We start from the raw sequence: 22,298 nt of genomic DNA on the forward strand, positions 1-22,298 counted from the left end.
GCCTCGGGCTCACTCCCCGGGCTCACGCCCTGGCTGACGCCCGGTCGGCACCCGGCCGACCGACCCGCGCACGCCCCAGCCGCGCCGGCTCAGAGGAGCCGGCGCGACCCGGGCGGCGTGACGCGCAGCCAGCGGAACCCGTAGCCGTCGAGCCGCACCTCGGCGGTCCCGTCGGGCGCGGGCTCGACGTCGTCCGCGTCGAGGACGTCGACGAGGCGTGCGTCCTCCGGCAGGTCGCCCAGGGGCACCCGCACGACGACCGGGTCCGGCGACAGGTTGTGCAGCGTCACCATCGAGGCGTCCTGCCAGGTGGTGCGCAGCGCCAGCACGGACGGCTCGGGCGAGTCGAGCACCTGCGCGTCGCCCCAGCCCAGCTCGGGGCACTCGCGGTAGCGGTGCGCGAGCATCCGCACGAACGTGAGCAGCGACTCCGGGTCCCGGCGCTGGTCGGCGACGTTGACATGCTCGGGCGCGTACCCGTCGCCCGGCAGCGGCGCCGCGAGCCGGCGCGCGGGAGCGCGGGAGAACCCGCCGTTCGGCCCCGACGTCCACTGCATGGGCGTCCGCACGGCGAGGCGCCCCGGCACGTCCAGGTTTTCGCCCATGCCGATCTCCTCGCCGTAGAACAGCACGGGCGTGCCCGGCAGCGAGAAGAGCAGCGAGTACACCATCCGCAGCCGGCGCGGGTCGCCGCCCAACATCGGGGGCAGCCGCCGTCGCAGCCCCCGCCCGTAGAGCTGCATGTCCTCCTCGGGCCCGAACGCGGCGAAGACCTCGGCGCGCTCGTCGTCCGTGAGCTTGTCGAGCGTGAGCTCGTCGTGGTTGCGCACGAACGTCGCCCACTGGGTGTCGCGGGGGATGGGCGGACGGGCCGCGAGCGACCCGGCGAGCGGGGTCGCGTCGTGCCGGGCGAGCGCCAGGTACAGCGCCTGCATCGCGTTGAAGTCGAACTGGAGCGTCAGCTCGTTGCTCGTCACCCCGCCCGGGTCGCCGTCGGTCGGGTCGCCGTCCCCGAAGTAGCGCGCCTGCTCCTCGTACGGCAGGTTGACCTCGCCCATGAGGATCGCGTCGCCCGACCGCCGCCCGACGAACGCGCGCAGCACGCGCAGCAGGTCGTGGGGGTCGTCGATCTCGTCGCCCGGGTTCGCGGCCGCGTCGGTCAGCGCGTAGGGGACGGCGTCGACCCGGAAGCCCGAGATGCCGAGCTCCAGCCAGAACCCGATCGTCTTGGCGATCGCGTCCCGCACCTGCGGGTTCGCGGTGTTGAGGTCGGGCTGGTGCCGGTAGAAGCGGTGCCGGTACCACTCGCCGGACGCCTCGTCGAGGGTCCAGATGCCCTCCTCCTGGTCGGGGAAGACCACCTGGTCCTTGGTCGACGGCGGCTCGTCGGACCGCCAGACGTAGTAGTCCCGGAACGGGGACGTGGTGGACCGCCGCGCGGCGCGGAACCACGGGTGACGGTCGGACGTGTGGTTGACGACGAGGTCCACGATCACGCGGATGCCCCGGTCGCGCGCGGTCCGCACGAGCTCGACCACGTCGCCCAGGTCGCCCAGGCGCGGGTCGACGCCGAGGAAGTCGGTGATGTCGTAGCCGTCGTCGCGGTCGGCCGTCGGGTAGAACGGCATGAGCCACAGGCACGTCACCCCGAGGTCGGCCAGGTGGTCGATCCGCTGGACCAGGCCGGGGAAGTCGCCGATCCCGTCGTCGTCCCAGTCCATGAAGGTCTCGACGTCGAGGCAGTAGACGACCGCGTTCTTCCACCACAGGTCGCCGGTGTCGCGGATCCTCACGCCGCACCCCCGTCGGTCGTGGCGGCGCACGCCTCGCGCAGCCGGGGCAGGAGGGCCTCGCCCGCCGCGTCGAGGAACGCGTCCTGCTGCTGCCCCACGTGGTGCAGGTACACCTCGTCGAACCCGCACGCGACCAGCTCGGCGACGCGGTCCGCCAGGCGCTGGGGGTCGTGCTCGACGAGCACCGTGCCGCGCACCTCCTCCGGGCGCACGAGCTCCGCCACCGCGTCGTACTGCTCCGGGGTCTCGAGGTGCCAGTTCACGCTGGGCGGGAGGAGGTTCGAGCGCCACTGGTCGTGCGCGACGGCGAACGCCGCCTCGTCGTCCGTGCCCCACGCGACGTGCACCTGGAGCGCGAGCGGCCCGCGGCCCCCGGCGTCGCGGTACTCGCCGACGACCTGGCGCAGCGACTCGACGGGCTGGTTCACGGTGACGAGGCCGTCGGCCCAGTCGGCGTGGCGGCGCGCCGTGGCGGGGGTGACGGCCGGACCGACGAGCCGCGGCGCGACGTCGGGCAGCGACCACACGCGTGCCCGGTCCACCGTGACGTGCCCGTGGTGCGTGACCTCCTCGCCCGCGAGGAGGGCCCGGATGACGTCGACGCACTCGCGCAGGCGGGCGTCGCGCTCGGCCTTCGTGGGCCAGCGCTCGCCCGTGACGTGCTCGTTCATCGCCTCGCCCGAGCCGAGCGCGGCCCAGAAGCGGCCCGGGAACATCGCGCCGAGCGTCGCGATCGCCTGCGCGGCGATCGCCGGGTGGTAGCGCTGGCCGGGGGCGGTGACGACGCCGAACGGCAGCGCGGTCGTCGCGAGCGCGGCGCCGAGCCACGACCACGCGAACCCGGACTCGCCCTGGCGCTCGCTCCAGGGGGCCAGGTGGTCGGAGCACATGGCGGCGTCGAAGCCGACCTGCTCGGCGCGGCGGGCCGCGGCGAGGAGGGGGCCGGGCGGGATCTGCTCGTGGGAGGCGTGGAAGCCGACGGTGACCATGGCGCCCAGTGAACCGACCCTCGCCGTGCCACGCTCGGCGAGGAGGGGGAACGGTGGAGGCTCCGTGGCCGCGCCGCGGGGCCCGGCGCGCCCGGGACTCGCGCCCGTACGCTGACGGGATGCGCCTGCTGACCTGGACGTTCGCCGTCTACCTCGCCGCCGTCCTGGTCGTGACGCTCTGGCCGTCGCCGCAGTCCACCGACGCGCCCGGCTGGGCGACGTCCACGCTCGGCTTCCTCCAGGGCCTCGGGATCCCGATCACGCTGCCGGTGCTCGAGGCGCTCGCCAACGTCGTGATGTTCGGGCCGTTCGGCGTGCTCGGCGTGCCCCTCCTGCGGGGCGCGGCCGCCCGCCGGGGTCGCGCCGTCCCGGGCGTGTGGCGCGCCGTCGGGCTCGTGACGCTCGCGGGCTGCGCCCTCTCGGTCGCGATCGAGCTCACCCAGAACCTCCTGCCCGGCCGCGTCCCGACGGTCCAGGACGTCGTCCTGAACACGGCCGGCGCGCTCCTGGGCGCCGTGCTCGTGGCCGCGGTGCTCGCGGTCGGGGCGGCGCGCCGCACGGCCGCGCCCCGCCGCTGAGCGCTCCCGAGCACTCCTGTGCGCCGCGGCGGCGCCGTCAGGCGATCGTGCCGTCGACGTAGGACCAGCGGTCGCCCTCCCGGACGAACCGGCTGACCTCGTGGAGCCGGCCGCGGTCGGCCGGGTCGGTGCGCGAGCGGTGGTGCGCGACGAACTCGACGACCCCGGTCGTGTCGAACGGGCCGCCCGCCTCGGTGCGCACGACGTCGAGGCGACGCCACTCGACGTCGTCGTCGAGGTCGAGGTCGAGGTCGGCGGGCCGGGTGGAGGGGTGCCAGGTCGCGCGCAGGTAGTCGGCGTCGCCGACGGCGAACGCGCTGTAGCGCGAGCGCATGAGCGCCTCGGCGGTCGGTGCGTGCGGGCCCGGGGCGGCGCCGTCCGGGCCGGGGCGCAGCCCGGCGTGGTACCGGCCGCAGCACGACCCGTAGGTGTCGCCGGAGAGGCACGGGCAGCGTGCGTCGTCGTCGAGGGGGTTCCCGGTCATGCGGCCGCATCCTACGGGCGGGACGTGCGGAGGCGGGCCGCGCACGACGGCGCCCGCCCACCGACCGGTGAGCGGGCGCCGTCGTGCGCGTCAGTCCTGCGGGTCCCAGGGGCCCCAGCGGTCGCCGGGCGCCTGGTTCCGGGTCCACCACTTCGCGGTGTACGTCGTGCCCTCGTACGTCACGCTGTCGCCCTTGACGTAGACGCGGCTCGGCTTCCACGCGCCGACCCCGGCGGAGTCGACCCCCGCGATCTCCTCCCACGGGCCCCACGCGTCGGCACCGGGCGTCTGGCCCTTCGTCCACCACTGCGCGCGCCACACGGCGCCGCCGTAGGTGACCGTGGTGCCGCCCGCGTACGCGGTGCCCTTCGACCAGGCCGGCGGCTCGGTGTACGTCGGCTGGGCCTGCGGGTTGAACTCGTCCGTCACGACCGACTTCGCGGCGTTCGTCACCGGGTCGTCGAGCAGCAGGACGTCGAGGCCCTGCTGGATGTCGTTCGAGATGATCGCGCCGTTGTACCAGTACGCCGACCACGAGCCGCCGAGGATCAGCCGCTCCGCGGACAGCGGGCCGCGGTCGAACCACGCGATCTCGACGGGGTTCGCCGAGTCCGTGAAGTCCCACACCGAGATGCCGCCCTGGTACCAGGCCTGGACCATGATGTCGCGGCCCGGGACGGGGATGAGCGAGCCGTTGTGCGCGACGCAGTTCTCCGTCGCGGCCTGCTCGCGCTCGATCTTGTAGTAGCTCTTGAACACGAGCTCGCCGCCCACGATGTCGTAGATGGCGTCCGCGCCCTTCTCGGGCCCGACGGTCGGGTTGCACGTCGGCGCCCCGCCCCCGCCGAGCTCGTCCGTGAAGACGACCTTGGTGCCGGCGTTGTTGAACGTCGCCGAGTGCCAGAACGCGAAGTTCGTCGTGTCCCGGACGACCTCGGTCACCACCGGGTGCGCGCGGTCGGAGATGTCGAGCAGGATGCCGTCGCCCATGCACGCGCCCGCCGCGAGGTCCTTCGACGGGTAGGTCGTGATGTCGTGGCAGCCCGACGTCGTGCTCGAGCCGTTGCCGCCCGGGTTGCCGCCGTCGGGGAAGAGGACGGGCGTCGAGACGAGCTCCGCCGCGGCGGGGTCGTCGAGCGGGATCTGCACGACCGAGATGAGGTCGTGCGGGGGCTGGCAGTCGGGGAACGCCGCGTTCGGGCTGTACGACGAGACGTAGACGAACAGCTCCTCGCCGTCCTGCGACGGCGCGAGGGAGTGCGTGTGGGAGCCGCACTGCGTCTCGACGGACGCCACGTACTCGGGCGCCGTCGGCTCGGAGATGTCGAAGACCTTGATGCCCTCCCACGACTCCTTGATCGCGGCGCTCCGGGCGACGTTCTCGCACGAGTCGTTGCTGCGCGAGGAGTCGGTGCTGAGGACGAGCAGGTCGCCGTAGACGGAGATGTCGTTCTGGGACCCGGGGCAGACGACCTGGGCGACCTGCTGCGGGGCGGTCGGGTTCGCGACGTCGTACACGGTGAAGCCGCCGTAGTTCCCGGCGAACGCGTACCGGCCCTGGAACGCGAGGTCGGTGCTGTACTGGCCCTCGGGCGCGAAGCCGCCGTTCTTCGGGATGTTGGCGACGTGCGCGAGGTTGGGGCTGCCGGCCGTCTCCCCGGGCGCCAGGACGTCGGTGGCCTGGGCGAGGGGGGCGAGGCGCTGTGCGGGGAGGTCTGCGAGCGAGGCGGCGGCCTGGTCGGTGAGCGCCGCCACCGCCTCGGGGGAGCCGTCGGACGGCTCCGCGGCGGCGGTCGTGGCGACCGCGAGGGTCGAGACGGCGAGGGTCGCCGCCAGGGACGAGGCGAGCAGGACCCGGCTCCGGTGCCGGTGCGTCTGCCGGTGCGTTCTTCGATGCACGAGGGAAACACCTCCTTGGTAGGGTGCTGCAAATTCTGGCGGGCAAATGTGATCTGGACCACTCAAACCGGGCGGTTCGCGACGATCTTTTACACGGAGGGAACAGCGCGGGTGCAGATTTTTCCCAGCCGTAACACAGCGCGGCGCAGCGCCGCGCGTGCCCTGACCTGCGGCGTCACCGCGACCGGCCTCGCGCTCGGCGCCGCGCTCGGTCTCGCCGCGTGCACGCCCGACCCGCAGCCGACGTCGACGCCGTCGAGCGTCGTCGTGCAGCCCGGGCGGCCGGGCGAGGACGCCACGACCGTCGCCCCCGAGGACTACGCGGGCGCGCCCGACGAGGGCTCGTGGAACCAGGCGGACGCCGCGTTCGTCACGGGCATGATCGAGCACCACCTCCAGGCGCTCGAGATCGCCGCGCTCGCACCCGACCGCGCCGGGTCCGACGCCGTGCGGTCGTTCGCGGAGCGCGTTACCGCCGCGCAGGGCCCCGAGGTGCACGCGCTCGCGTCGTGGCTGCGGGCCCGCGACCTCGCCGTGCCCGAGGGCGCGCAGGACGCGGGCGGGACCGGCCCGCGCGCGCCCGACGGTGGCCACGACCACGGCGACGGCACCGCCGGGATGCTCTCGGACGAGCAGCTCGCGGCGCTCGAGGCCGCGAGCGGGCCGGAGTTCGACCGCCTGTTCCTCGAGGGGATGATCCAGCACCACGAGGGCGCGCTCGCGATGGTCGACGTCGTGCTCGTCGAGGGGGAGGACCTCTTCGCGAACGAGATGGCGGCCGAGACGGCAGCCGGCCAGGGCGGCGAGATCGACCGCATGCGGGACCTCCTCGCCGCGCTCTGACCGCGGGCGCCCGGGTCGCGGCCCCCGAGCCGCCGCCGTACGGTCGGGACGTACGCGTGCTGCCACCCGACGGCGAGGAGGCCCCGTGGAGCGCTCCGACGGCACGACGGCGCCCGGAGAGAGCCCCGAGCGGAAGCAGTCACCGGCCCGTCCACGGGGCAGCCCGATGCTCATCGTGCTCATGATCATCGTGGTCCTCCCGTCGGTCCTCCTGGCCGACTCGTGGGGGGCGGGGGCGGTCGGGATCATCGGCGGCCTGACCGGGCTGTTCTCGCTCGTCGCGTTCATGGGCGGTCCGCTCCGGGCCGACCTGCGGGTCGTCGCCGTGCTGGGACCGCTGCTCGTGGTCGCCGCGGCGGTCCCGCGGCTCCTGGCGGAGACGTCGCGCCCCGCGGCGGTCGCGCTCGTCGTCGTGCTCGGGTTCGTGGCCGCGCTGTTCCCCCTGCTCGGCGAGCGCTACGCGACCGTCGGCCTCGGCCTGGGCATGACCACCGTCTTCGGCTACGGTTACGCCCCCCAGGGCGGGGCCGACCACCGGCAGGTCGTGCTGGCGGCCGTCGCCGGCGTGGTCGTGGCGGTGCTGCTGCGGGTCGTCATGGGCCTGCCCGACCCGTCGAAGACCACGCGGGAGCAGGTCGCCGCGGTGCTCGACGCCGCGGACCCCACCGCCGCGACGGCGACCGCGTTCCGCACCTGGCTCGTCGACGGTCGCAAGCGCTGGCTCGCCGGCGTGCTCGACGGGGCCTCGCGCTACCGGCTGGCGCGGCACACCGCCCGGCTGACCGGGGACGCGTCCCCGGACGACCTCGCCGCCCTGGAGCGGCGCGCCGAGGACCTGGCCGCGCGCGTGCGCGCCCGGCCGCGGCGCGCCGCGGGCCCGGCGCCTTCGCCGGCACCCGACCCCGCGTCGTCGACCGCCGTCGGCCCCGCCGGCGACGCGGCCCGTGCGCTGGACGCGGTCGAGCAGGCGCTGACACGCCACGACACGTCCGCGGTCCGGCTGGGGCGCGGCCCGCGCCACCAGTTCCTCGACGCCGTCCAGCACCCGTCCGGGCGGCTGCGGTCCGTGCAGGTCCGGCACGCGTTCCGCACCGCGCTCGCGCTGCTGGTGATGCTCCTCGTCACGTCCGGCCTGGAGCGGGGGGACCCGCTCGTCTCCACCGTGCTGCTGACCACCTTCAGCATCGTCCAGGCGAGCTGGCGCGACACCGTCACCAAGGCGCGGAACAAGATCCTCGGCCTCGTCTCGGGCTCGATCGGCGTCGCGGTGGTGCTGCTCGTCGTGCCGCAGCGGTACCTCACGCTCGTCGCCGTCGTCGCGCTGTGCCTGGGCCTGTGGTTCATCGCCGCGCGCCCGGCCCTGGGGGCCGCCTTCATGGTGGTCGTCAGCGTCGGCTTCAACTCCGTCACGCGCGATCTCGACCCGGTCGCCCTGCTCGCGCAGTACGTCGGCCTCACGGTGTGCGCGGTCGTGGTCGGGGTCGTCCTCGGGTTCGTCGTGGTCCCGAGCTTCCGCCCACCACCGTTGCGGCAGCGGGTCGAGACCGCGACGGCGGCCACCGCCGCCGCCCTCCGCGCCGGGGCGGTCGGCGTGGGGCCGGCGCCGCGTGCGGAGGACGTCGCGCTCGTCCGGGAGGCCGTGTACGAGCAGGACGAGCTGGTCCCCGACCGCGAGCACCTCGACAACCGGCAGGCCGAGGAGCTCGACGACCTGCGCGCCGCGCTGCGTGACGTGATCGTCCTCGCGAACGCGACGCAGATCGACGACGACGAGCGCGCCGCGGTCCTGCGGACGCTGAGCCCGGACGGGGCGACGCCGTCGGACGACGGCCCGACCCGGGGCGCGCCGAGCGCGGGGGACGGGCCCGACGCGGGGGAGGCGCCCGGTGCGGGGGCCTCGACACTGCTGGACCTCGCCCGCCGCGCGGCGTCGGCCAAGCGCTACCTGCTGACGACCCTCCCCGCCCCGTCCTGAGCGGTACCCACGACCCGCGAGCCGGTCCCCGGACGCGCGACGGCGGCCCGACCCCGGGAGGGGCGGGCCGCCGTCGGGCGTGCGGGACGGGTCAGCAGGACAGGTTGTTGCCCGTCGTCGTGCCGAGGATCTGGGCGAACCGCTGGAACGCGGCGATGCGCGACTGCACCTGCGCCGGGTTCCCGCCGTTGCACTCCATCGTGCCGTTGATCGAGCGGATGGACTCGCCGAAGCCGGCGCCCGACACGATCGCCTGGTGCCCGGACATCGAACCCGCGCCCGACTGCGTGTTCCAGAACCACAGGCCGGTCTTCCACGCGACGGCGGAGTTCTGCTCGACGAGGTACGGGTTGTTGAGCAGGTCGATGCCGAGCGCGTCGCCCGCGGCCTTGTAGTTGTAGTTCCAGCTCAGCTGGATCGGGCCCTTGCCGTAGTAGGCGGACTGGCCCGCCGGGCAGCCGTACGGCTTCGAGGTGTCGCAGTAGTGCGGGTAGTTCGCGGTGTTGATCTCCTTGACGTACACGAGGCCGCCGGTCTCGTGGTTGACGTTGGCGAGGAACGCCGCGGCCTCGCGCTTGGCGACCTCGGCGCCGCCCGTCGTCGCGAAGCCCGGGTAGGCGGACAGCGCGTCGACGAGGCCCTGGTACGTGTAGAACGGGTTCCGGTTGGGGAACATCTGGTTGAACTGCGCCTCGGAGACGACGAACCCGGTCGGGTTGCCGGGGTTCCCGGGGTTCCCGGGGTTCCCGGGGTTGCCGGGGTTCGTGCCGCCGCCGCAGGCGCCCTGGCTGCGCCAGACGCCCCACTCGCCGGTGGTGCCGGGCGTGTCGCCCTGGGTCCACCAGCCGGCCTTCCAGTTCTGGCCGCCGTGGGAGACGACGGCGCCGCCCGTGTAGACGGCGCTCGCGCTCCAGGGGGCGGCGCACGTCGCGGCGTGCGCCTGCTGCGCCGGGCCTGCGACGGACCACGAGAGCGCTCCCGCGAGCGCGAGGACGAGGCTGAGGAGCAGGGCGAGAGGGCGGGAGGTCGGCCGGGCGGCGGCCGTCGTGGGCGCCGCGGGGGAGGACGACGCCGGGGCTCGCGTGTGCATCGGTGCACCTTTCGTCGGTGGTCGGGTCGCTTCGAGCCTGACCGGGGCCCTGCGTCGTGGACAACCCCCCTACGCGGAACCCCGTACCCGTGGGAGCCCGAGGTAGAGCCCCGGTCTGCCGAGGTAGAGCCGAGGTCCGGACCACGGCTCTACCTCGGCGGACCGGGGCTCTACCTCGCGGGACCAGGGCTCTACCTCGTGGTGGGGGACGAGCGTCGCGGGGGCGGCGGGGTTGACGTCCGGGTGGGGCGGGTGCGAGAGTGTCCGCCAACCCGGAAACGTTTCCAGGACTGTCGAGGTCGTCAGTCTGGAAACGTTTCCAGAACGACGGTCCTTCGACGACGAGGTGGACGACAGTGACGTCATCACGCGCCACGCTGATCCAGGTGGCACAGCGGGCCGGGGTCTCCCTGGCCTCGACCTCCCGTGCGCTGCACGGGACGGGCGCGAGCCCCGCGATGGTCGAGCGCGTGCGCGCCGCGGCCACCGAGCTGGGGTACAGCCCGGACGCCATCGGGCGCTCGCTGCGCCTCAAGAAGACGTTCCAGGTGGCGTTCGCCGTCGCGGACATCGGCAACCCTGTCTACGTCGAGATGATGACGGCGATCCACGAGGTGCTCGCGCCGCACGGCTACCGCGTCGTCGTCATGACGACGGGGGACACCACGCGGTCCACCGTCGAGCTCGTGCGCAGCCTGTCGAGCGGCTTCGTCGACGCCATGATCCTGAGCCCGCTGCGCACCGACGACGAGCTCGTCGAGGAGATCCGCGAGGCGCCCGTGCCCGTCGTCGTCATCGGCCGCACGCTCGCGGACCGCGGCATCGACTCGGTGTCCACGGACTCCGCGGGCGGGATCGGCGAGGCGGTGCGGCACCTGCTCGGCCTCGGCCGTCGCCGGATCGCGTTCCTCAACGGCCCCCTCGACACGACCCCCGGTGAGGCGCGCCAGCGCGGCTTCGACGCCGCGACGCGCGCCGCCGACTTCGACGCCGAGCGGGTCGAGGTCGCGCCCGCCCTCGACTTCACCGTCGCCGCGGGCCTCGCGACGACGCGCGCGCTGCTCGACGCCACGGACGACGACGCCCGCCCGGACGCGATCGTCGCGGCCAACGACCTCCTCGCCATCGGCGCCATCCGGGCCGTGCGCGAGCGCGGGCTCTCGGTCCCCGAGGACGTCGCGGTGACCGGCATGGACGACACGGAGATCGGCCGCGTGTTCCAGCCGAGCCTGACGAGCGTCTCGCTCGGCTCGACGGAGCGTGGGCGCGTCGCCGCGCAGCTCGTCGTGGACCTCGTCGACGGCGACGCGGAGCCCGGTCGGCACACCGCCGTCGGGCCGCGCCTCGTCGTGCGCGAGTCGACCGCCCCCGGGGGTGGTTCCCGGTGAGCGCACCGACCCTCGCGGGCGACCCCCGTCGCTCGGCCCTGCGCCCCGACCGCGGCCCGGTGCGCCGGACCGGCGGCATGGCCCGCGCCAAGCGGCGCGAGGCGATCGCGCTCGTCATGCCGTCGCTCCTGCCGATCCTCGTGCTCAGCGTCGCGCCGCTCGTCATGGGCGTCGCCCTCGCGTTCACCGACGCGCGGCTCGTGCGCCAGCCGGACTACCAGTTCGTCGGCGTCGACAACTTCGTGCGCCTCGCGGACAACTCGTTCTTCTGGGACTCGTTCCGCATCGGCATGATCTGGGCCGTCTCGGTGACGCTGCTCCAGCTCGTCGCGGCGATGGGCCTCGCGCTCCTGCTCAACTCGGGGCTCCGGCTCCAGGGCCTGACGCGCGTGCTCGCACTCATCCCGTGGGCCATGCCGCCGGTCGTCGTGGCGATCATGTGGCAGATGATCTACTCGCCCAACGCGGGGCCGCTCAACGCGTTCCTCGGCGCCCTGGGCCTGCCGGACGACATCAACTGGCTCGCGGACTTCTCGACCGCCCTGCCCGCGGTGATCGTCGTCGGGGTGTGGGTCGGCATGCCGCAGACCACCGTGACGCTGCTCGCGGGGCTCCAGCAGATCCCGGACGAGCTCCACGAGGCCGCCGCGATGGACGGCGCAGGCGCGTGGCGCCGCTTCACCGCGGTGACGCTCCCGAGCCTGCGCCCGATCATCACCTCGATCACGTCGCTGAACTTCATCTGGAACTTCAACTCGTTCTCGCTGGTCTACGTGCTCACCGAGGGCGGGCCGGGCGGCCGGACCATGCTCCCGATGCTCTTCACGTACCTCGAGGCGTTCAAGAACCGCAACATCGGCTACGCCGCCGCGATGGGCGTCGTCCTCGTCGTCGTGGTCGTCCTCCTGCTCGCGATCTACCTGCGGTCGCAGTTCCGCTCCGAGAAGGAGAGCTGACCCGTGCGCGCACTCGTCCGCCCCGCCCAGTACGCGGCCCTGGGGTTCTACATCCTGTTCCTCGGCTTCCCGCTGCTCTGGCTGATCTCCGCCTCGCTCAAGTCCTCGGGCGAGCTCAACTCGCTCACCGTGAGCCTGATCCCGCAGGACTGGCACTGGGAGAACTACTCCCAGGCGCTGGCGCGGCAGGGCCTCGTCCGCTCGGCCTGGAACAGCGCGATCGTCGCGGTCGTGTCCACGCTGCTCGTCATCGTCATCGCGCTGCCGGCGTCGTACGTGCTCGCCCGGCTGCGGGGGAAGATCCGCGCGGCGGGCGTCGGCTGGATCCTCGTGAGCCAGGTCTTCCCGGTGATCCTCATCATCCTGCCGCTGTTCCTCATCCTGCGGACCATCGGGCTCACGGACTCGCTCGTCGGCCTCACGCTCGTCCACACCACGTACACGCTGCCGTTCGCGCTGTGGATGATGCAGGGCTACGTGAGCGCCATCCCGGTGGACCTCGAGGAGGCGGGCTCCATGGACGGCGCGAGCCGGCTCACGGTCCTGCGCACCATCGTCTTCCCGCTGCTCATGCCCGGGATCGTCGCGACCGCGATGTTCAGCTTCGTGTCCTCGTGGAACGAGTTCTTCTTCGCGCTCGTGCTGCTCCAGTCGCCCGAGAACTACACGCTGCCCATCACGCTGAAGATGTTCATCGGCGGCGAGGGCAAGGTGGCGCTCGGCCCCCTCGCCGCGGGCTCCGTGCTCGCGGCCATCCCCAGCATCGTCTTCTTCTCGATCATGCAGAAGAAGCTCACCGGCGGCCTGCTCTCGGGCGCGGTGAAGGGCTGACCGTGACCCCCTCCACGCCCGGTCCCGCCCCCAGGCTCTCTCGACCCCACCCCCACCCGAAAGGTAGAACCATGAAGACTCGTGGTGCGTCCATCGCCGCATGCCTCACGATCACGACCCTGCTCGTCGCGTCCTGCTCCAGCGGGGGCGGCAGCGGGGACGACGGCGCCGACGGCGGCACGGTGACGCTGAAGTTCCAGTCGCTGTCCGACCAGCCCGCCGCGATCGAGGCGACCGAGAAGATCGTCGCCGACTGGAACGAGGCGAACCCCGACGTCCAGGTCGAGATCGTGCCCGCCGGCTGGGACGGCATCTACGACAAGCTCATCACCCAGTTCAACGGCGGCGCCGCGCCGGACATCATCCACTACGAGGCCGCGAGCATCGTGCCGTTCGCGGTCGACGGGTACCTCGCGGACCTCTCGGAGTACATGTCCGACGAGCGCCGGGACGACATCCCCGAGGGCATCCTCGACGCCGTGACGGTCGACGACCAGGTCATCGCGTACCCGACCGAGCTGCAGTCGTACATGGTCTTCGCCAACAAGACGATGCTCGACGCGGCCGGCGTCGAGATCCCCACGGGCGAGACGATGACGTGGGACGAGCTGCGGCAGATCGCGCAGGCCACGACGAAGGACGGCGCGTACGGGCTCGGGTGGGGGCTCGCGAGCCCGACGGCCGCGTTCATGGCGATGGCCCCCGGCTTCGGCGGCGAGTACTTCGAGGGCACGGGCGCGGACGCGAGCATCACCATCGGCGAGGGCGAGATGGCCCTGCCGGAGCTCGTGGACACGATGGCGCACACCGACAGCACGGTGCTGCCGGTGACCCTCACGCAGTCCGGGTCGGAGACGCTCGCGTCGTTCTACGCCGGCGACGTCGCGATGACGATCCAGGGCTCGTTCCAGGCCGCGAACATCGCGAACGACGCGCCCGAGGGCTTCGACTGGGTCGTGCTGCCCCCGCTCGAGGGCCCCGACGGCGCCGAGCAGGCCGCGAACCCGCAGACGCTCTCGGTGAACATCGACTCCGAGCACGTCGAGGAGTCCGCGGAGTTCATCGAGTTCTTCACGCAGACGGAGAACCTCGCCGCGCTCAACGAGGCGGACGCGCTCATCCCCGCGACGACGTCGGCCCAGGAGGCCATGGCGGAGTCGCTCGGCGACGAGAACGGCTGGTCGACGATCCTCTCCTCCGGCCAGTACCTCACCTCGGCGCCGTACCTGTTCGTCGACGCGTACGCGCAGTGGAAGGACACCGTCGCGACGCCCGCGTACCAGAAGTTCCTCGCCCAGGAGATCGACGCCGACCAGCTCGCGACCGAGCTCGAGTCGGGCTGGGCCGAGATCACCAAGTAGCACTCTCGGTCGCTCGCCGCGGCACCGCGACACGGGTCGCGGCGAGCACCGAGCAGCAGCGGCCGGGCGGCCGCGCACGCGACCGCCCGGCCGGGAACCGCGACCCGCACGGGTCGCACCGGCGCGAGGGCGCCGAGACGGATCGACAGGGAGTGGATCGTGACCTGGCTGGACGACCGAGCGGTGGCAGTGATCACCGGAGCGGCGGTGGGGGACGCGCTGGGAGGCGCCACGGAGGGCTGGACGCCCGAGCAGATCGAGGAGCGCCACGGCGGCCGCGTGACGGGGATCGTGGAGCCCTGGTACCCGAACTGGCAGGACGCGCGTCCGATCGCGCCCTACCACAAGGGTGACGGGCACATCACGGACGACACCCTCATGACGCGCGCGCTCGTGGAGGTGTACGCGAAGCGCCGCGAGCACCTCGACGCGTACGCGATGGCCGAGGACCTCGTGCCCCTCATGATCGGCGAGCCGCGCTGGATCCCCGAGCTCGAGTCCACGGCCCTGCTGCTCCAGCGCGTGTTCCTCGCGGAGAAGTGGATCGTCGCGCGCCTGCACTACGGGCACGTCGACCCGCGCGAGGCCGGGGTCGGGAACGTCGTCAACTGCGGCGCCGCGATGTACGTCGCGCCCGTCGGCCTCGCGAACGCGGGCGACCCGCGCGGCGCGTACGCCGAGGCGATCGACCTCACCGGCGCGCACCAGTCGAGCTACGGCCGCGAGGCCGCGGGCGTGTTCGCGGCCATGGTCGCCGCGTCCGTCGCGCCGGGGGCTACGGTCGACGACGTCGTGCACGCCGCGCTCGACGTCGCGCACGACGGCACGGCCGCCGCGCTCCAGGCCGTCGTCGAGGCGTTCGACGGCTGGACGACGGCGCCCACCACCGACGAGGAGGAGCGCGCCCTCGCGCGGCTGATCCGCGACACGGTCGCGCCGTTCGACTCCGTCGGGCCCGCGTACCGGCAGATGTCGATGGACGCGCGGCGCCCGTCGCGCACCAAGTCCATCGAGGAGCTGCCCGCGGCGCTCGGCTTCGTGCTCGGGCACCGCGGCGACTTCCGCGGCGCGGTCCTCGGCGCCGTGAACTACGGGCGCGACGCCGACTCGATCGCCGTCATGGCCGGCGCGGTGTGCGCGGGCCTCGGCGGGACCGCCGTCGTGCCGGACGAGTGGCTCGACGCGATCGAGGAGGCGAGCCGCATGGACGTCCGGGAGACCGGGCGGCTCATGGCGTCCGCCGCGCAGGACATCCTGCGGGCCGACCGCGAGCGCGCGACCGCCCGCCTGCGCGCGCTCGCCGAGCTCGGCAACGCGCCCGTCGACGGCGGGGCCCTCGCCGCGCGGGCGGGTGACCCGGCGTGAGGCTGACCTGGGCCCAGCCCGAGGACCTGCTCGCGCACGAGCTCGTCCAGGCCGCGGCGGAGGGCAAGGACCCCGCGGCGCTCGCGGACGTGCGCGAGCGCTGGGCCGCCGCGGGCGGGGACCCCGTCCCCGCGGTGAGCGGGGCCGGTCCCGTCCCCGCGACCCCGGAGCTGCGCGCGCTCGCGCGCGACCTGCTCGTGGAGCTCGACACACTGCCCGCGGCGCCCGCGCCGCACGAGCCCGACGACTGGGGCGCGATCCTCACCACGCTCCCGGCGGCGCCCGGCCTGCCCACCCGCCCGGGCGCCGTCGGGTCCTCCGCCGGCACGGGGACCGGCACCGCCGACGCCGCGTACGCGGACCGCGTGCTCGGCGCGTGGACCGGGCGCGCGGCGGGCTGCCTGCTCGGCAAGCCGGTGGAGAAGATCCCGCGCGCCGGGATCGAGGAGATCCTGCGCGCCACGGGCCGGTGGCCGCTGGACCGCTGGTTCACCGCCGTCGGGCTGCCCGACGACGTCGCCGCGCGCTGGCCGTGGAACCGGCGCAGCGCCCCGACGTCGCTCGAGGAGAACATCGACGGGATGCCCGAGGACGACGACCTCAACTACCCGATCCTCGCGCTCGCCCTGCTGGAGCGGCACGGGCGCGGCTTCACGACGGACGACGTCGCGCAGCTCTGGCTCGACGCGCTGCCCGCGGGCCGCGTGTTCACGGCCGAGCGCGCCGCGTACCGCAACATCCTCGACGCGCGGCCGGTGCCGGAGACGGCGACGCACCACAACCCGTTCCGGGAGTGGATCGGCGCGCTCATCCGCACGGACGTGCTCGGCTGGGTCTCGCCCGGCGACGTGCGCGAGGCCGCGCGCCTCGCGTGGACGGACGCGCGCCTGAGCCACACGCGCAACGGCGTGTACGGCGCGATGTGGGCGGCCGCGCTCGCGTCGGCGGCGATGGTCTGCGAGACGGTGGACGAGGTGCTCGACGCGGCGGACGCCGTCGTGCCGCCAGGCAGCCGCCTGGCCGCGGCGATCCGGCTCGGGCGGGACGCGGGCCGCGACGGCGACGCGTCCGAGGCGGGCGTGCGCGCCGGGCTCGACACGATCCACGCGGCGTACGGCGACCTGCACTGGGTGCACGTGCTCAACAACGCCGCGGTGATCGCCTACGCGCTCACCGCGGGGCGCGGCGCGGACGGCCGCGGCGACTTCGGCGCGAGCGTCGCGATCGCCGTCACCGCGGGCTGGGACACCGATTCCGCGGGGGCGACGGTCGGCGGCGTGGTGGGTGCGCTGCAGGGCGTCGAGGGCATCGGCCAGCGGTGGACGCGCCCGCTCGACGGCCACATCGCGACCTCGCTGCCCGGCGGGGAGCAGAGGATCGTGGACCTCGCGGCGCGGACGGTCGCGCTCGCGACGGTCCCGGTCGTGGTGGCCGGGGGAGCCGTGCAGGGTCCCACGGAGGAGGCGCAGGCATGAGCACGACGGCGGACGGGGAGCAGGGCGCCACGGTCCCGGGCGGGTCGGGACGGGTCGTGGTGGTCGGGTCGGCGAACGTCGACCTCGTCGTCGACGTGCCGCGCCACCCCGGCGGCGGCGAGACCATCCTCGGCGGCGAGCTGCGGCGCAACCCCGGCGGCAAGGGCGCGAACCAGGCGGTCGGCGCGGCGCGTGCGGGCGGCGCCGACACGACGTTCGTCGGCGCGCTCGGGCACGACGACGCGGCCGACCTGCTGCTCGCGTCGCTTCACCGCGGCGGCGTGCGGACCGACCTCGTCGAGCGCGTGGACGCCGCGACGGGCACCGCGCTCATTACCGTCTCGCCCGACGGCGAGAACGCGATCGTCGTCGCGCCCGGCGCGAACTCGCACGTGACCGTCGGCGCGGCGCAGGCGGAGCGGATCGCCGCGGCGGACGTCGTGCTCGCGCAGCTCGAGATCCCGCTCGACGTCGTGCGCGACGCCGCCGCGGCGCGCCGCCCGGGCGCGCTGCTGGTCCTCAACGCGGCGCCGTCGCGCGACCTGCCCGACGACGTCTGGGCCGCGCTCGACGTGCTCGTCGTCAACGAGCACGAGGCGGCGGACCTGGCGGGCGCCGCCGGCGACGCCGACCCGAGCGCGCTCGCCGGGCTGCTGCTGGAGCGCGTGCCGGCCGTCGTCGTGACGCTCGGCGGAGAGGGCAGCCTCGTGGCGGAGCGCCGCCCGGCCGGGCCCCTGCTCACGACCGTCCCCGCGATCGCCGTCGAGGCGGTCGACACGACCGGCGCGGGCGACACGTTCTGCGGCGTCCTCGCCGCGGCGCTCGCGCGCGGCGCGGACCTGCCCGACGCCGCGCGGCTGGCCGCCGCCGCGGGTGCGCTCGCGGTGACCCGCCCCGGGGCGCAGGACGCCGTGCCCGACGCGGCGGACGTCGTCGCGCTCGCCGAGCGCGCCGAGAACCCTGCCCGACCGACCTGAGCCCGTCCGCAGCACGTCCGGCCGCGGGCCCGGCCCGCCGAGGAAAGGCACCATGACCTACACGTTCGACCCGCTCGTCCCGCGCCCGATCGACCTGCCGACCGAGGTCGCGCTCGACGGGGCGCTCACGCCCGAGCAGTCCCTCGCGCTCGACGAGGCGAAGATCTTCGTCGGCCCGGCCGACCCCGCCGACCGCCCGGCCTGGCGCGAGCGCCTCGCCGCGTGGCGCGACGACGCACGCCGTCGCCACGGGTACACGGGCGCGGCGTACGACCGCCCGGACGCGGCGTGGGCCGCGGGGTGCTCGACGGTCGCGCAGGTGTGGCTGTGGGACGAGCTGCTGTACTCGTTCGAGGAGCACCGGTTCACGCCCGAGCGGTTCCTCGCCGACGCGCGCGAGCGGTTCGGCGGCCTCGACGCCGTCGTGCTGTGGCACGCGTACCCCGTCATCGGGATCGACGACCGCAACCAGTGGGACTTCTACCGCGACGTCCCGGGGATCGTTGACCTCGTGCGGACCTTCCACGACGCGGGCCTGCACGTGTTCGTCGACTACAACCCGTGGGACGTCGGCACGCGCCGCGGCGACGACGACCTCACCGAGCTCGCCGCCGTCGTGCGCGACCTCGGCGCCGACGGCGTCTTCCTCGACACGCTGAAGAAGGCCGAGCCGGAGCTCGTCGCGCGGCTCGAGGCCGCGCGCCCGGGCATCGTCCTGGAGGGCGAGTCCAAGCTCCCGGTCGAGCGCATCGAGGACCACTCGTCCTCCTGGGCGCAGTTCTTCGCCGACTCGCCCGTGCCCGGCGTGCTGCGCGCGCACTGGTACGAGCGCCGGCACATGCAGCACCACGTGCGCCGCTGGCACCGCGACCACTCCGAGGAGCTCCAGTCCGCGTGGCTCAACGGCGTGGGCGTCATGGTGTGGGAGGTCGTGTTCGGCGTGTGGGTCGGCTGGTCGCGGCGCGACGCCGCGACCGTGACGCGCCTGGTCACGGTCCAGCGCGCGGCGCGGCCGCTGCTGCTCGACGGCGAGTGGACGCCGCTCGCCGAGCTCGCGCCCGAGGCCGAGGCCGCCGGGGTGTACGCGTCGCGCTGGGAGCTCGACGGCGTGACCCTGTGGACGCTCGTCAACCGCGGTGACGCCGACTACGCGGGCCCGCTGCTCGCGGGCGGCGGGGACGGCGCGGACGTGCGCGTGCCCGGCCGAGGGATCGCCGCGGCGCTGCACGTGGCCGACGGCGCGGCGGAGCCTGCGTGGCTGCCGCACCTGCGCGACGTGGTCGCCTCGCTCGACGAGACCGCGCCGCACGACCCCGACGCGCGCTTCCCGCACCGGCTCGCGCGGCGTCTCGACGCCTCTGTCCCCACGTCCGCGCCGACCGGGGGGACGGAACCGGCCGGGCCGGGGGCCGTCGTCGGGCAGGACGCCGCCCGGGCGACGGGCGCGCCCGGGGCGGGCGCCGTCGTCGTGCCCGCGGGGCCGTACGTGCTGACCGTCCGGTACCGCGCGCGCGAGACCGGGATGTACCAGGGCGCGCCGTACGTGGACGAGTGGAAGCCGCTCCCGCCGCGCCTGCACGACGCACGGACCCTCCAGCGCGACGGCGAGCTCGCCGCCCCGGTGGCGGTGGGCCGCGACGTGACGAACGCGGAGTTCGCGGAGTTCCTCACGGCCACCGGGTACGTGCCCGCCGTCGCGCACCGCTTCCTCGCGCACTGGGTCGACGGCCGTCCCGCGCCCGGCACGGAGGACGAGCCCGTGACCTTCGTCGACCTCGACGACGCGCAGGCGTACTGCGCGTGGCGCGGTGGGCGCCTGCCCACCGAGGACGAGTGGCAGCTCGCGGCCGAGCAGCCCGGCTGGACGCGCGGCGAGCCCGCCGTGTGGAGCTGGACGGGCTCCGAGCACTCCGACGGCCGGACCCGGTTCGTCATGCTCAAGGGCGGGAGCGACCACCGCGCCGAGGGCTCCGACTGGTACGTCGAGGGCGGGCGCCACGCGCCGGACTACGCGGTCAAGCTCCTCGTCCCCGGCCTGGGGCTCGCGCGCGGCGCGACCGTCGGGTTCCGCTGCGCGTGGGACCTCGCCGACGACGCGACGGAGGTGACGGCATGACGGACGCACCGCGCGTCTCGCGCGACCCCGCCGCCGGCGCGCTCGCGGGCCTGCGCGTCGTCGACGCGTCGACGCTGTTCGCCGGGCCCATGGCGGCGATGCACCTCGGTGACCTGGGCGCCGACGTCGTCAAGGTCGAGCACCCCACGAAGCCCGACCCGTCGCGGACGCACGGCGCCGCGAAGGACGGCGTGAACCTGTGGTGGAAGACGCTCGGGCGCAACAAGCGCACCGTCACCGCGAACCTCGGGAGCGACGGCGGCCGCGAGGTGTTCCTCGCGCTCGTCGCCGACGCGGACGTCGTCGTCGAGAACTTCCGGCCCGGCACGCTCGAGCGCTGGGGCCTCGGCTACGACGAGCTGTCCGCGCGCAACCCGCGGCTCGTGCTCGCGCGCGTGAGCGGGTTCGGGCAGGTCGGGCCGTACCGCACCCGCCCCGGGTTCGGCACGCTCGCCGAGGCGATGAGCGGGTTCGCCGCGATGACCGGCGAGCCCGACGGCCCGCCGACCCTCCCGCCGTTCGGCCTCGCCGACGGCGTCGCGTCGCTCGCGACCGCGTTCGCCGTCATGGTCGCGCTGTCGACGCGCGAGCGCACCGGGCACGGGCAGGTCGTCGACACGGCGATCATCGAGCCCATCCTCGCGATGCTCGGGCCGCAGATCACGCGCTGGGACCAGCTCCGCACCGTGCAGCCGCGCACCGGCAACCGGTCCGCGAACAACGCGCCGCGCAACACCTACCGCACGCGCGACGGGCAGTGGGTCGCGGTGTCGACGTCGGCGCAGTCCATCGCCGAGCGCGTCATGCGTCTCGTCGGGCGCCCCGAGATCGTCGACGAGCCGTGGTTCGCGAGCGGCGTCGAGCGCGCGCAGCACGCCGACCTGCTCGACGAGGCCGTCGGCGGCTGGATCGCGCAGCGCACGCGCGACGAGGTCGTCGCCGCGTTCGAGGAGGCGCAGGCCGCCGTCGCGCCGATCTACGACGCCCAGGACATCGTCGACGACCCGCAGTTCCGCGCGCTCGGCACGATCCACGAGATCGAGGATCCCGAGCTCGGCCCGATGCTCATGCAGGGCCCGCTGTTCCGGATGTCCGAGAACGACGGCGTCATCCGCTTCACCGGCCGCGCGCACGGCGCCGACACCGACGCCGTGCTGGGCGAGCTGGGCTTCTCGCCCGAGCGCGTCGCCGAGCTCCGGGCCGAGGGGGCGGTGTGACGGGCCGGGGCGACCGGCCGGGCGCCGCGCCGCCGCTGACGCTGCTGTACGTCCCCGCGGACCGGCCCGACCGGGTCGCGAAGGCGCTCGGGTCCGCGGCCGACGTCGTGCTCGTCGACCTCGAGGACGCCGTCGCCCCGGCGCGCAAGGACGAGGCGCGGGCGCACGCCGTCGCGCTGCTCGACGACACGGCCGCCGCGCGCGGGGTCCAGGTACGGATCAACCACCCCGCGACGCCGTGGCACGCCGACGACGTCGCAGCCCTCGCGGGCCTGCCGCTCGCCGTCGGGGCGCGCGCGCCCAAGGTCGAGTCCGCCGACGAGGTGCGCGCGCTCGCCGCGGCGCTGCCCGGGCGCGCGCTGCACCTGCTGGTCGAGTCGGCGCTCGGCGTCGAGCGCGCGTTCGAGCTCGCGGCGGCGTCGCCGCAGGTCGCGTCGCTCGGGCTCGGCGAGGCCGACCTGCGGTCCGACCTGCGGGTCGACGACGAGGCCGGGCTCGCGTGGGCGCGCAGCCGGGTCGTCGTCGCGGCCCGGGCGGCAGGGCTGCCGTCGCCCGCGATGTCCGCGTTCACGCACGTGCGCGACCTCGAGGGGCTCGCGGCGTCGTGCCGCGCCGGGCGGTCCCTCGGGTTCTGCGGCCGCACCGCGATCCACCCCGCGCAGCTCGACACCATCCGCGACGCGTTCCTCCCGACCCCGGCCGAGGTGGACCGCGCGCGCGAGGTCGTCGAGCGCGTCGGCGACGCGGCGGCGTCGGGCACGGGCGTCGTGGCGCTCGCCGACGGCACGTTCCTCGACGTCGCGATGGTCGAGCGCGCGAGCACGGTGCTGGCGCTGGCGGATCGCCGCCCACGCCACTGACGACCGCCGAGCACGGGATCTGCGACCGGATTCCCCCGAGGACGGTCGCCAACCCCGTGGTCAGCGGGTGGGGGGTAGGGGGATAGGGGGCAGTCATCACC

Annotated in this window: 18 protein-coding genes; 13 read left to right on the forward strand and 5 right to left on the reverse strand. The window is 74.7% G+C overall.

The annotated features are described in order from the left end of the window. Positions 1-89: 89 nt before the first annotated feature. Positions 90-1,793: an alpha-amylase family protein gene (locus tag B8281_RS05240; protein ID WP_085388617.1), complete on the reverse strand. Its 1,704-nt coding sequence runs from the start codon at positions 1,791-1,793 to the stop codon at positions 90-92. Then, a complete protein-coding gene (locus tag B8281_RS05245; protein WP_085387125.1) occupies positions 1,790-2,782 on the reverse strand; it encodes a TIGR03885 family FMN-dependent LLM class oxidoreductase in 993 nt (330 codons plus the stop codon). The genes B8281_RS05240 and B8281_RS05245 overlap by 4 nt, the downstream gene beginning before the upstream one ends. Positions 2,783-2,901: 119 nt before the next feature. Here B8281_RS05245 and B8281_RS05250 point away from each other — a divergent pair, with 119 nt between their 5' ends. Continuing rightward, positions 2,902-3,360, forward strand: coding sequence for a VanZ family protein (locus B8281_RS05250; RefSeq protein ID WP_051876684.1), 459 nt, complete (start codon positions 2,902-2,904; stop codon positions 3,358-3,360). A gap of 37 nt (positions 3,361-3,397) precedes the next feature. On the opposite strand, the gene B8281_RS05255 is transcribed toward B8281_RS05250, so the two are convergent. Next, positions 3,398-3,844 (reverse strand): YchJ family protein, encoded by a 447-nt coding sequence (locus B8281_RS05255; protein WP_034653287.1) that lies wholly within the window; start codon positions 3,842-3,844, stop codon positions 3,398-3,400. A 90-nt stretch (positions 3,845-3,934) separates the two neighbouring features. Continuing rightward, the gene (locus B8281_RS05260) at positions 3,935-5,743 is read right to left on the reverse strand and encodes a carbohydrate-binding protein (RefSeq protein ID WP_085387126.1); all 1,809 of its coding nucleotides are present in this window, start codon (positions 5,741-5,743) and stop codon (positions 3,935-3,937) included. Positions 5,744-5,791: 48 nt separating this feature from the next. Here B8281_RS05260 and B8281_RS05265 point away from each other — a divergent pair, with 48 nt between their 5' ends. Both B8281_RS05265 and B8281_RS05270 read left to right on the forward strand, forming a co-directional pair. Beyond that, positions 5,792-6,586 (forward strand): DUF305 domain-containing protein, encoded by a 795-nt coding sequence (locus B8281_RS05265; protein ID WP_198163153.1) that lies wholly within the window; start codon positions 5,792-5,794, stop codon positions 6,584-6,586. Positions 6,587-6,671: 85 nt separating this feature from the next. Beyond that, positions 6,672-8,561 (forward strand): FUSC family protein, encoded by a 1,890-nt coding sequence (locus B8281_RS05270; protein ID WP_085387128.1) that lies wholly within the window; start codon positions 6,672-6,674, stop codon positions 8,559-8,561. Between the two features lie 91 nt (positions 8,562-8,652). Here the strand turns inward: B8281_RS05270 and B8281_RS20010 are convergent, their stop codons facing one another. Continuing rightward, entirely contained in the window at positions 8,653-9,651 is a 999-nt protein-coding gene (locus B8281_RS20010; RefSeq protein WP_085387129.1) for a glycoside hydrolase family 19 protein, read from the reverse strand. A 356-nt stretch (positions 9,652-10,007) separates the two neighbouring features. On the opposite strand from B8281_RS20010, the gene B8281_RS05280 reads away from it, so the two are divergent. The 10 genes from B8281_RS05280 (at position 10,008) to B8281_RS05325 (ending at position 22,197) form a co-directional block, all read left to right on the forward strand. Continuing rightward, positions 10,008-11,039 (forward strand): LacI family DNA-binding transcriptional regulator, encoded by a 1,032-nt coding sequence (locus B8281_RS05280; RefSeq protein ID WP_021481797.1) that lies wholly within the window; start codon positions 10,008-10,010, stop codon positions 11,037-11,039. Next, complete coding sequence (locus B8281_RS05285; RefSeq protein ID WP_021481798.1) at positions 11,036-11,995, forward strand: carbohydrate ABC transporter permease; 960 nt, start codon at positions 11,036-11,038, stop codon at positions 11,993-11,995. Before B8281_RS05280 ends, B8281_RS05285 begins: the two co-directional genes overlap by 4 nt. A 3-nt stretch (positions 11,996-11,998) precedes the next feature. Continuing rightward, positions 11,999-12,826, forward strand: a complete 828-nt coding sequence (locus tag B8281_RS05290; protein ID WP_021481799.1) for a carbohydrate ABC transporter permease — start codon at positions 11,999-12,001, stop codon at positions 12,824-12,826. Positions 12,827-12,897: 71 nt separating this feature from the next. Further along, positions 12,898-14,187 carry an ABC transporter substrate-binding protein gene (locus B8281_RS05295; protein ID WP_085387130.1) on the forward strand — a complete coding sequence of 430 codons (1,290 nt, stop codon included), beginning with the start codon at positions 12,898-12,900 and terminating at the stop codon, positions 14,185-14,187. Positions 14,188-14,370: 183 nt separating this feature from the next. Next, a complete protein-coding gene (locus B8281_RS05300; protein WP_198163154.1) occupies positions 14,371-15,552 on the forward strand; it encodes an ADP-ribosylglycohydrolase family protein in 1,182 nt (393 codons plus the stop codon). Beyond that, positions 15,549-17,027, forward strand: a complete 1,479-nt coding sequence (locus tag B8281_RS05305) for an ADP-ribosylglycohydrolase family protein (protein ID WP_085387132.1) — start codon at positions 15,549-15,551, stop codon at positions 17,025-17,027. The genes B8281_RS05300 and B8281_RS05305 overlap by 4 nt, the downstream gene beginning before the upstream one ends. Next, entirely contained in the window at positions 17,024-18,004 is a 981-nt protein-coding gene (locus B8281_RS05310; RefSeq protein ID WP_085387133.1) for a ribokinase, read from the forward strand. Before B8281_RS05305 ends, B8281_RS05310 begins: the two co-directional genes overlap by 4 nt. A gap of 52 nt (positions 18,005-18,056) precedes the next feature. Beyond that, positions 18,057-20,120: an SUMF1/EgtB/PvdO family nonheme iron enzyme gene (locus B8281_RS05315; protein WP_085387134.1), complete on the forward strand. Its 2,064-nt coding sequence runs from the start codon at positions 18,057-18,059 to the stop codon at positions 20,118-20,120. Then, complete coding sequence (locus B8281_RS05320; RefSeq protein ID WP_043657375.1) at positions 20,117-21,337, forward strand: CaiB/BaiF CoA-transferase family protein; 1,221 nt, start codon at positions 20,117-20,119, stop codon at positions 21,335-21,337. Before B8281_RS05315 ends, B8281_RS05320 begins: the two co-directional genes overlap by 4 nt. Then, positions 21,334-22,197, forward strand: coding sequence for a CoA ester lyase (locus tag B8281_RS05325; protein WP_085387135.1), 864 nt, complete (start codon positions 21,334-21,336; stop codon positions 22,195-22,197). Before B8281_RS05320 ends, B8281_RS05325 begins: the two co-directional genes overlap by 4 nt. Positions 22,198-22,298: the final 101 nt, after the last annotated feature.

The organism is Cellulosimicrobium sp. TH-20 (assembly GCF_002105775.1).
Classification (GTDB): domain Bacteria; phylum Actinomycetota; class Actinomycetes; order Actinomycetales; family Cellulomonadaceae; genus Cellulosimicrobium; species Cellulosimicrobium funkei.

What these genes read in the sequence shown, in the direction of transcription:
- B8281_RS05255 (WP_034653287.1), bottom strand. Translation starts at nt 3,844, where the DNA reads ATGACCGGGAACCCCCTCGACGACGACGCACGCTGCCCGTGCCTCTCC.
- B8281_RS20010 (WP_085387129.1), bottom strand. Translation starts at nt 9,651, where the DNA reads ATGCACACGCGAGCCCCGGCGTCGTCCTCCCCCGCGGCGCCCACGACG.
- B8281_RS05245 (WP_085387125.1), bottom strand. Translation starts at nt 2,782, where the DNA reads ATGGTCACCGTCGGCTTCCACGCCTCCCACGAGCAGATCCCGCCCGGC.
- B8281_RS05315 (WP_085387134.1), top strand. Translation starts at nt 18,057, where the DNA reads ATGACCTACACGTTCGACCCGCTCGTCCCGCGCCCGATCGACCTGCCG.
- B8281_RS05320 (WP_043657375.1), top strand. Translation starts at nt 20,117, where the DNA reads ATGACGGACGCACCGCGCGTCTCGCGCGACCCCGCCGCCGGCGCGCTC.
- B8281_RS05310 (WP_085387133.1), top strand. Translation starts at nt 17,024, where the DNA reads ATGAGCACGACGGCGGACGGGGAGCAGGGCGCCACGGTCCCGGGCGGG.
- B8281_RS05295 (WP_085387130.1), top strand. Translation starts at nt 12,898, where the DNA reads ATGAAGACTCGTGGTGCGTCCATCGCCGCATGCCTCACGATCACGACC.
- B8281_RS05250 (WP_051876684.1), top strand. Translation starts at nt 2,902, where the DNA reads ATGCGCCTGCTGACCTGGACGTTCGCCGTCTACCTCGCCGCCGTCCTG.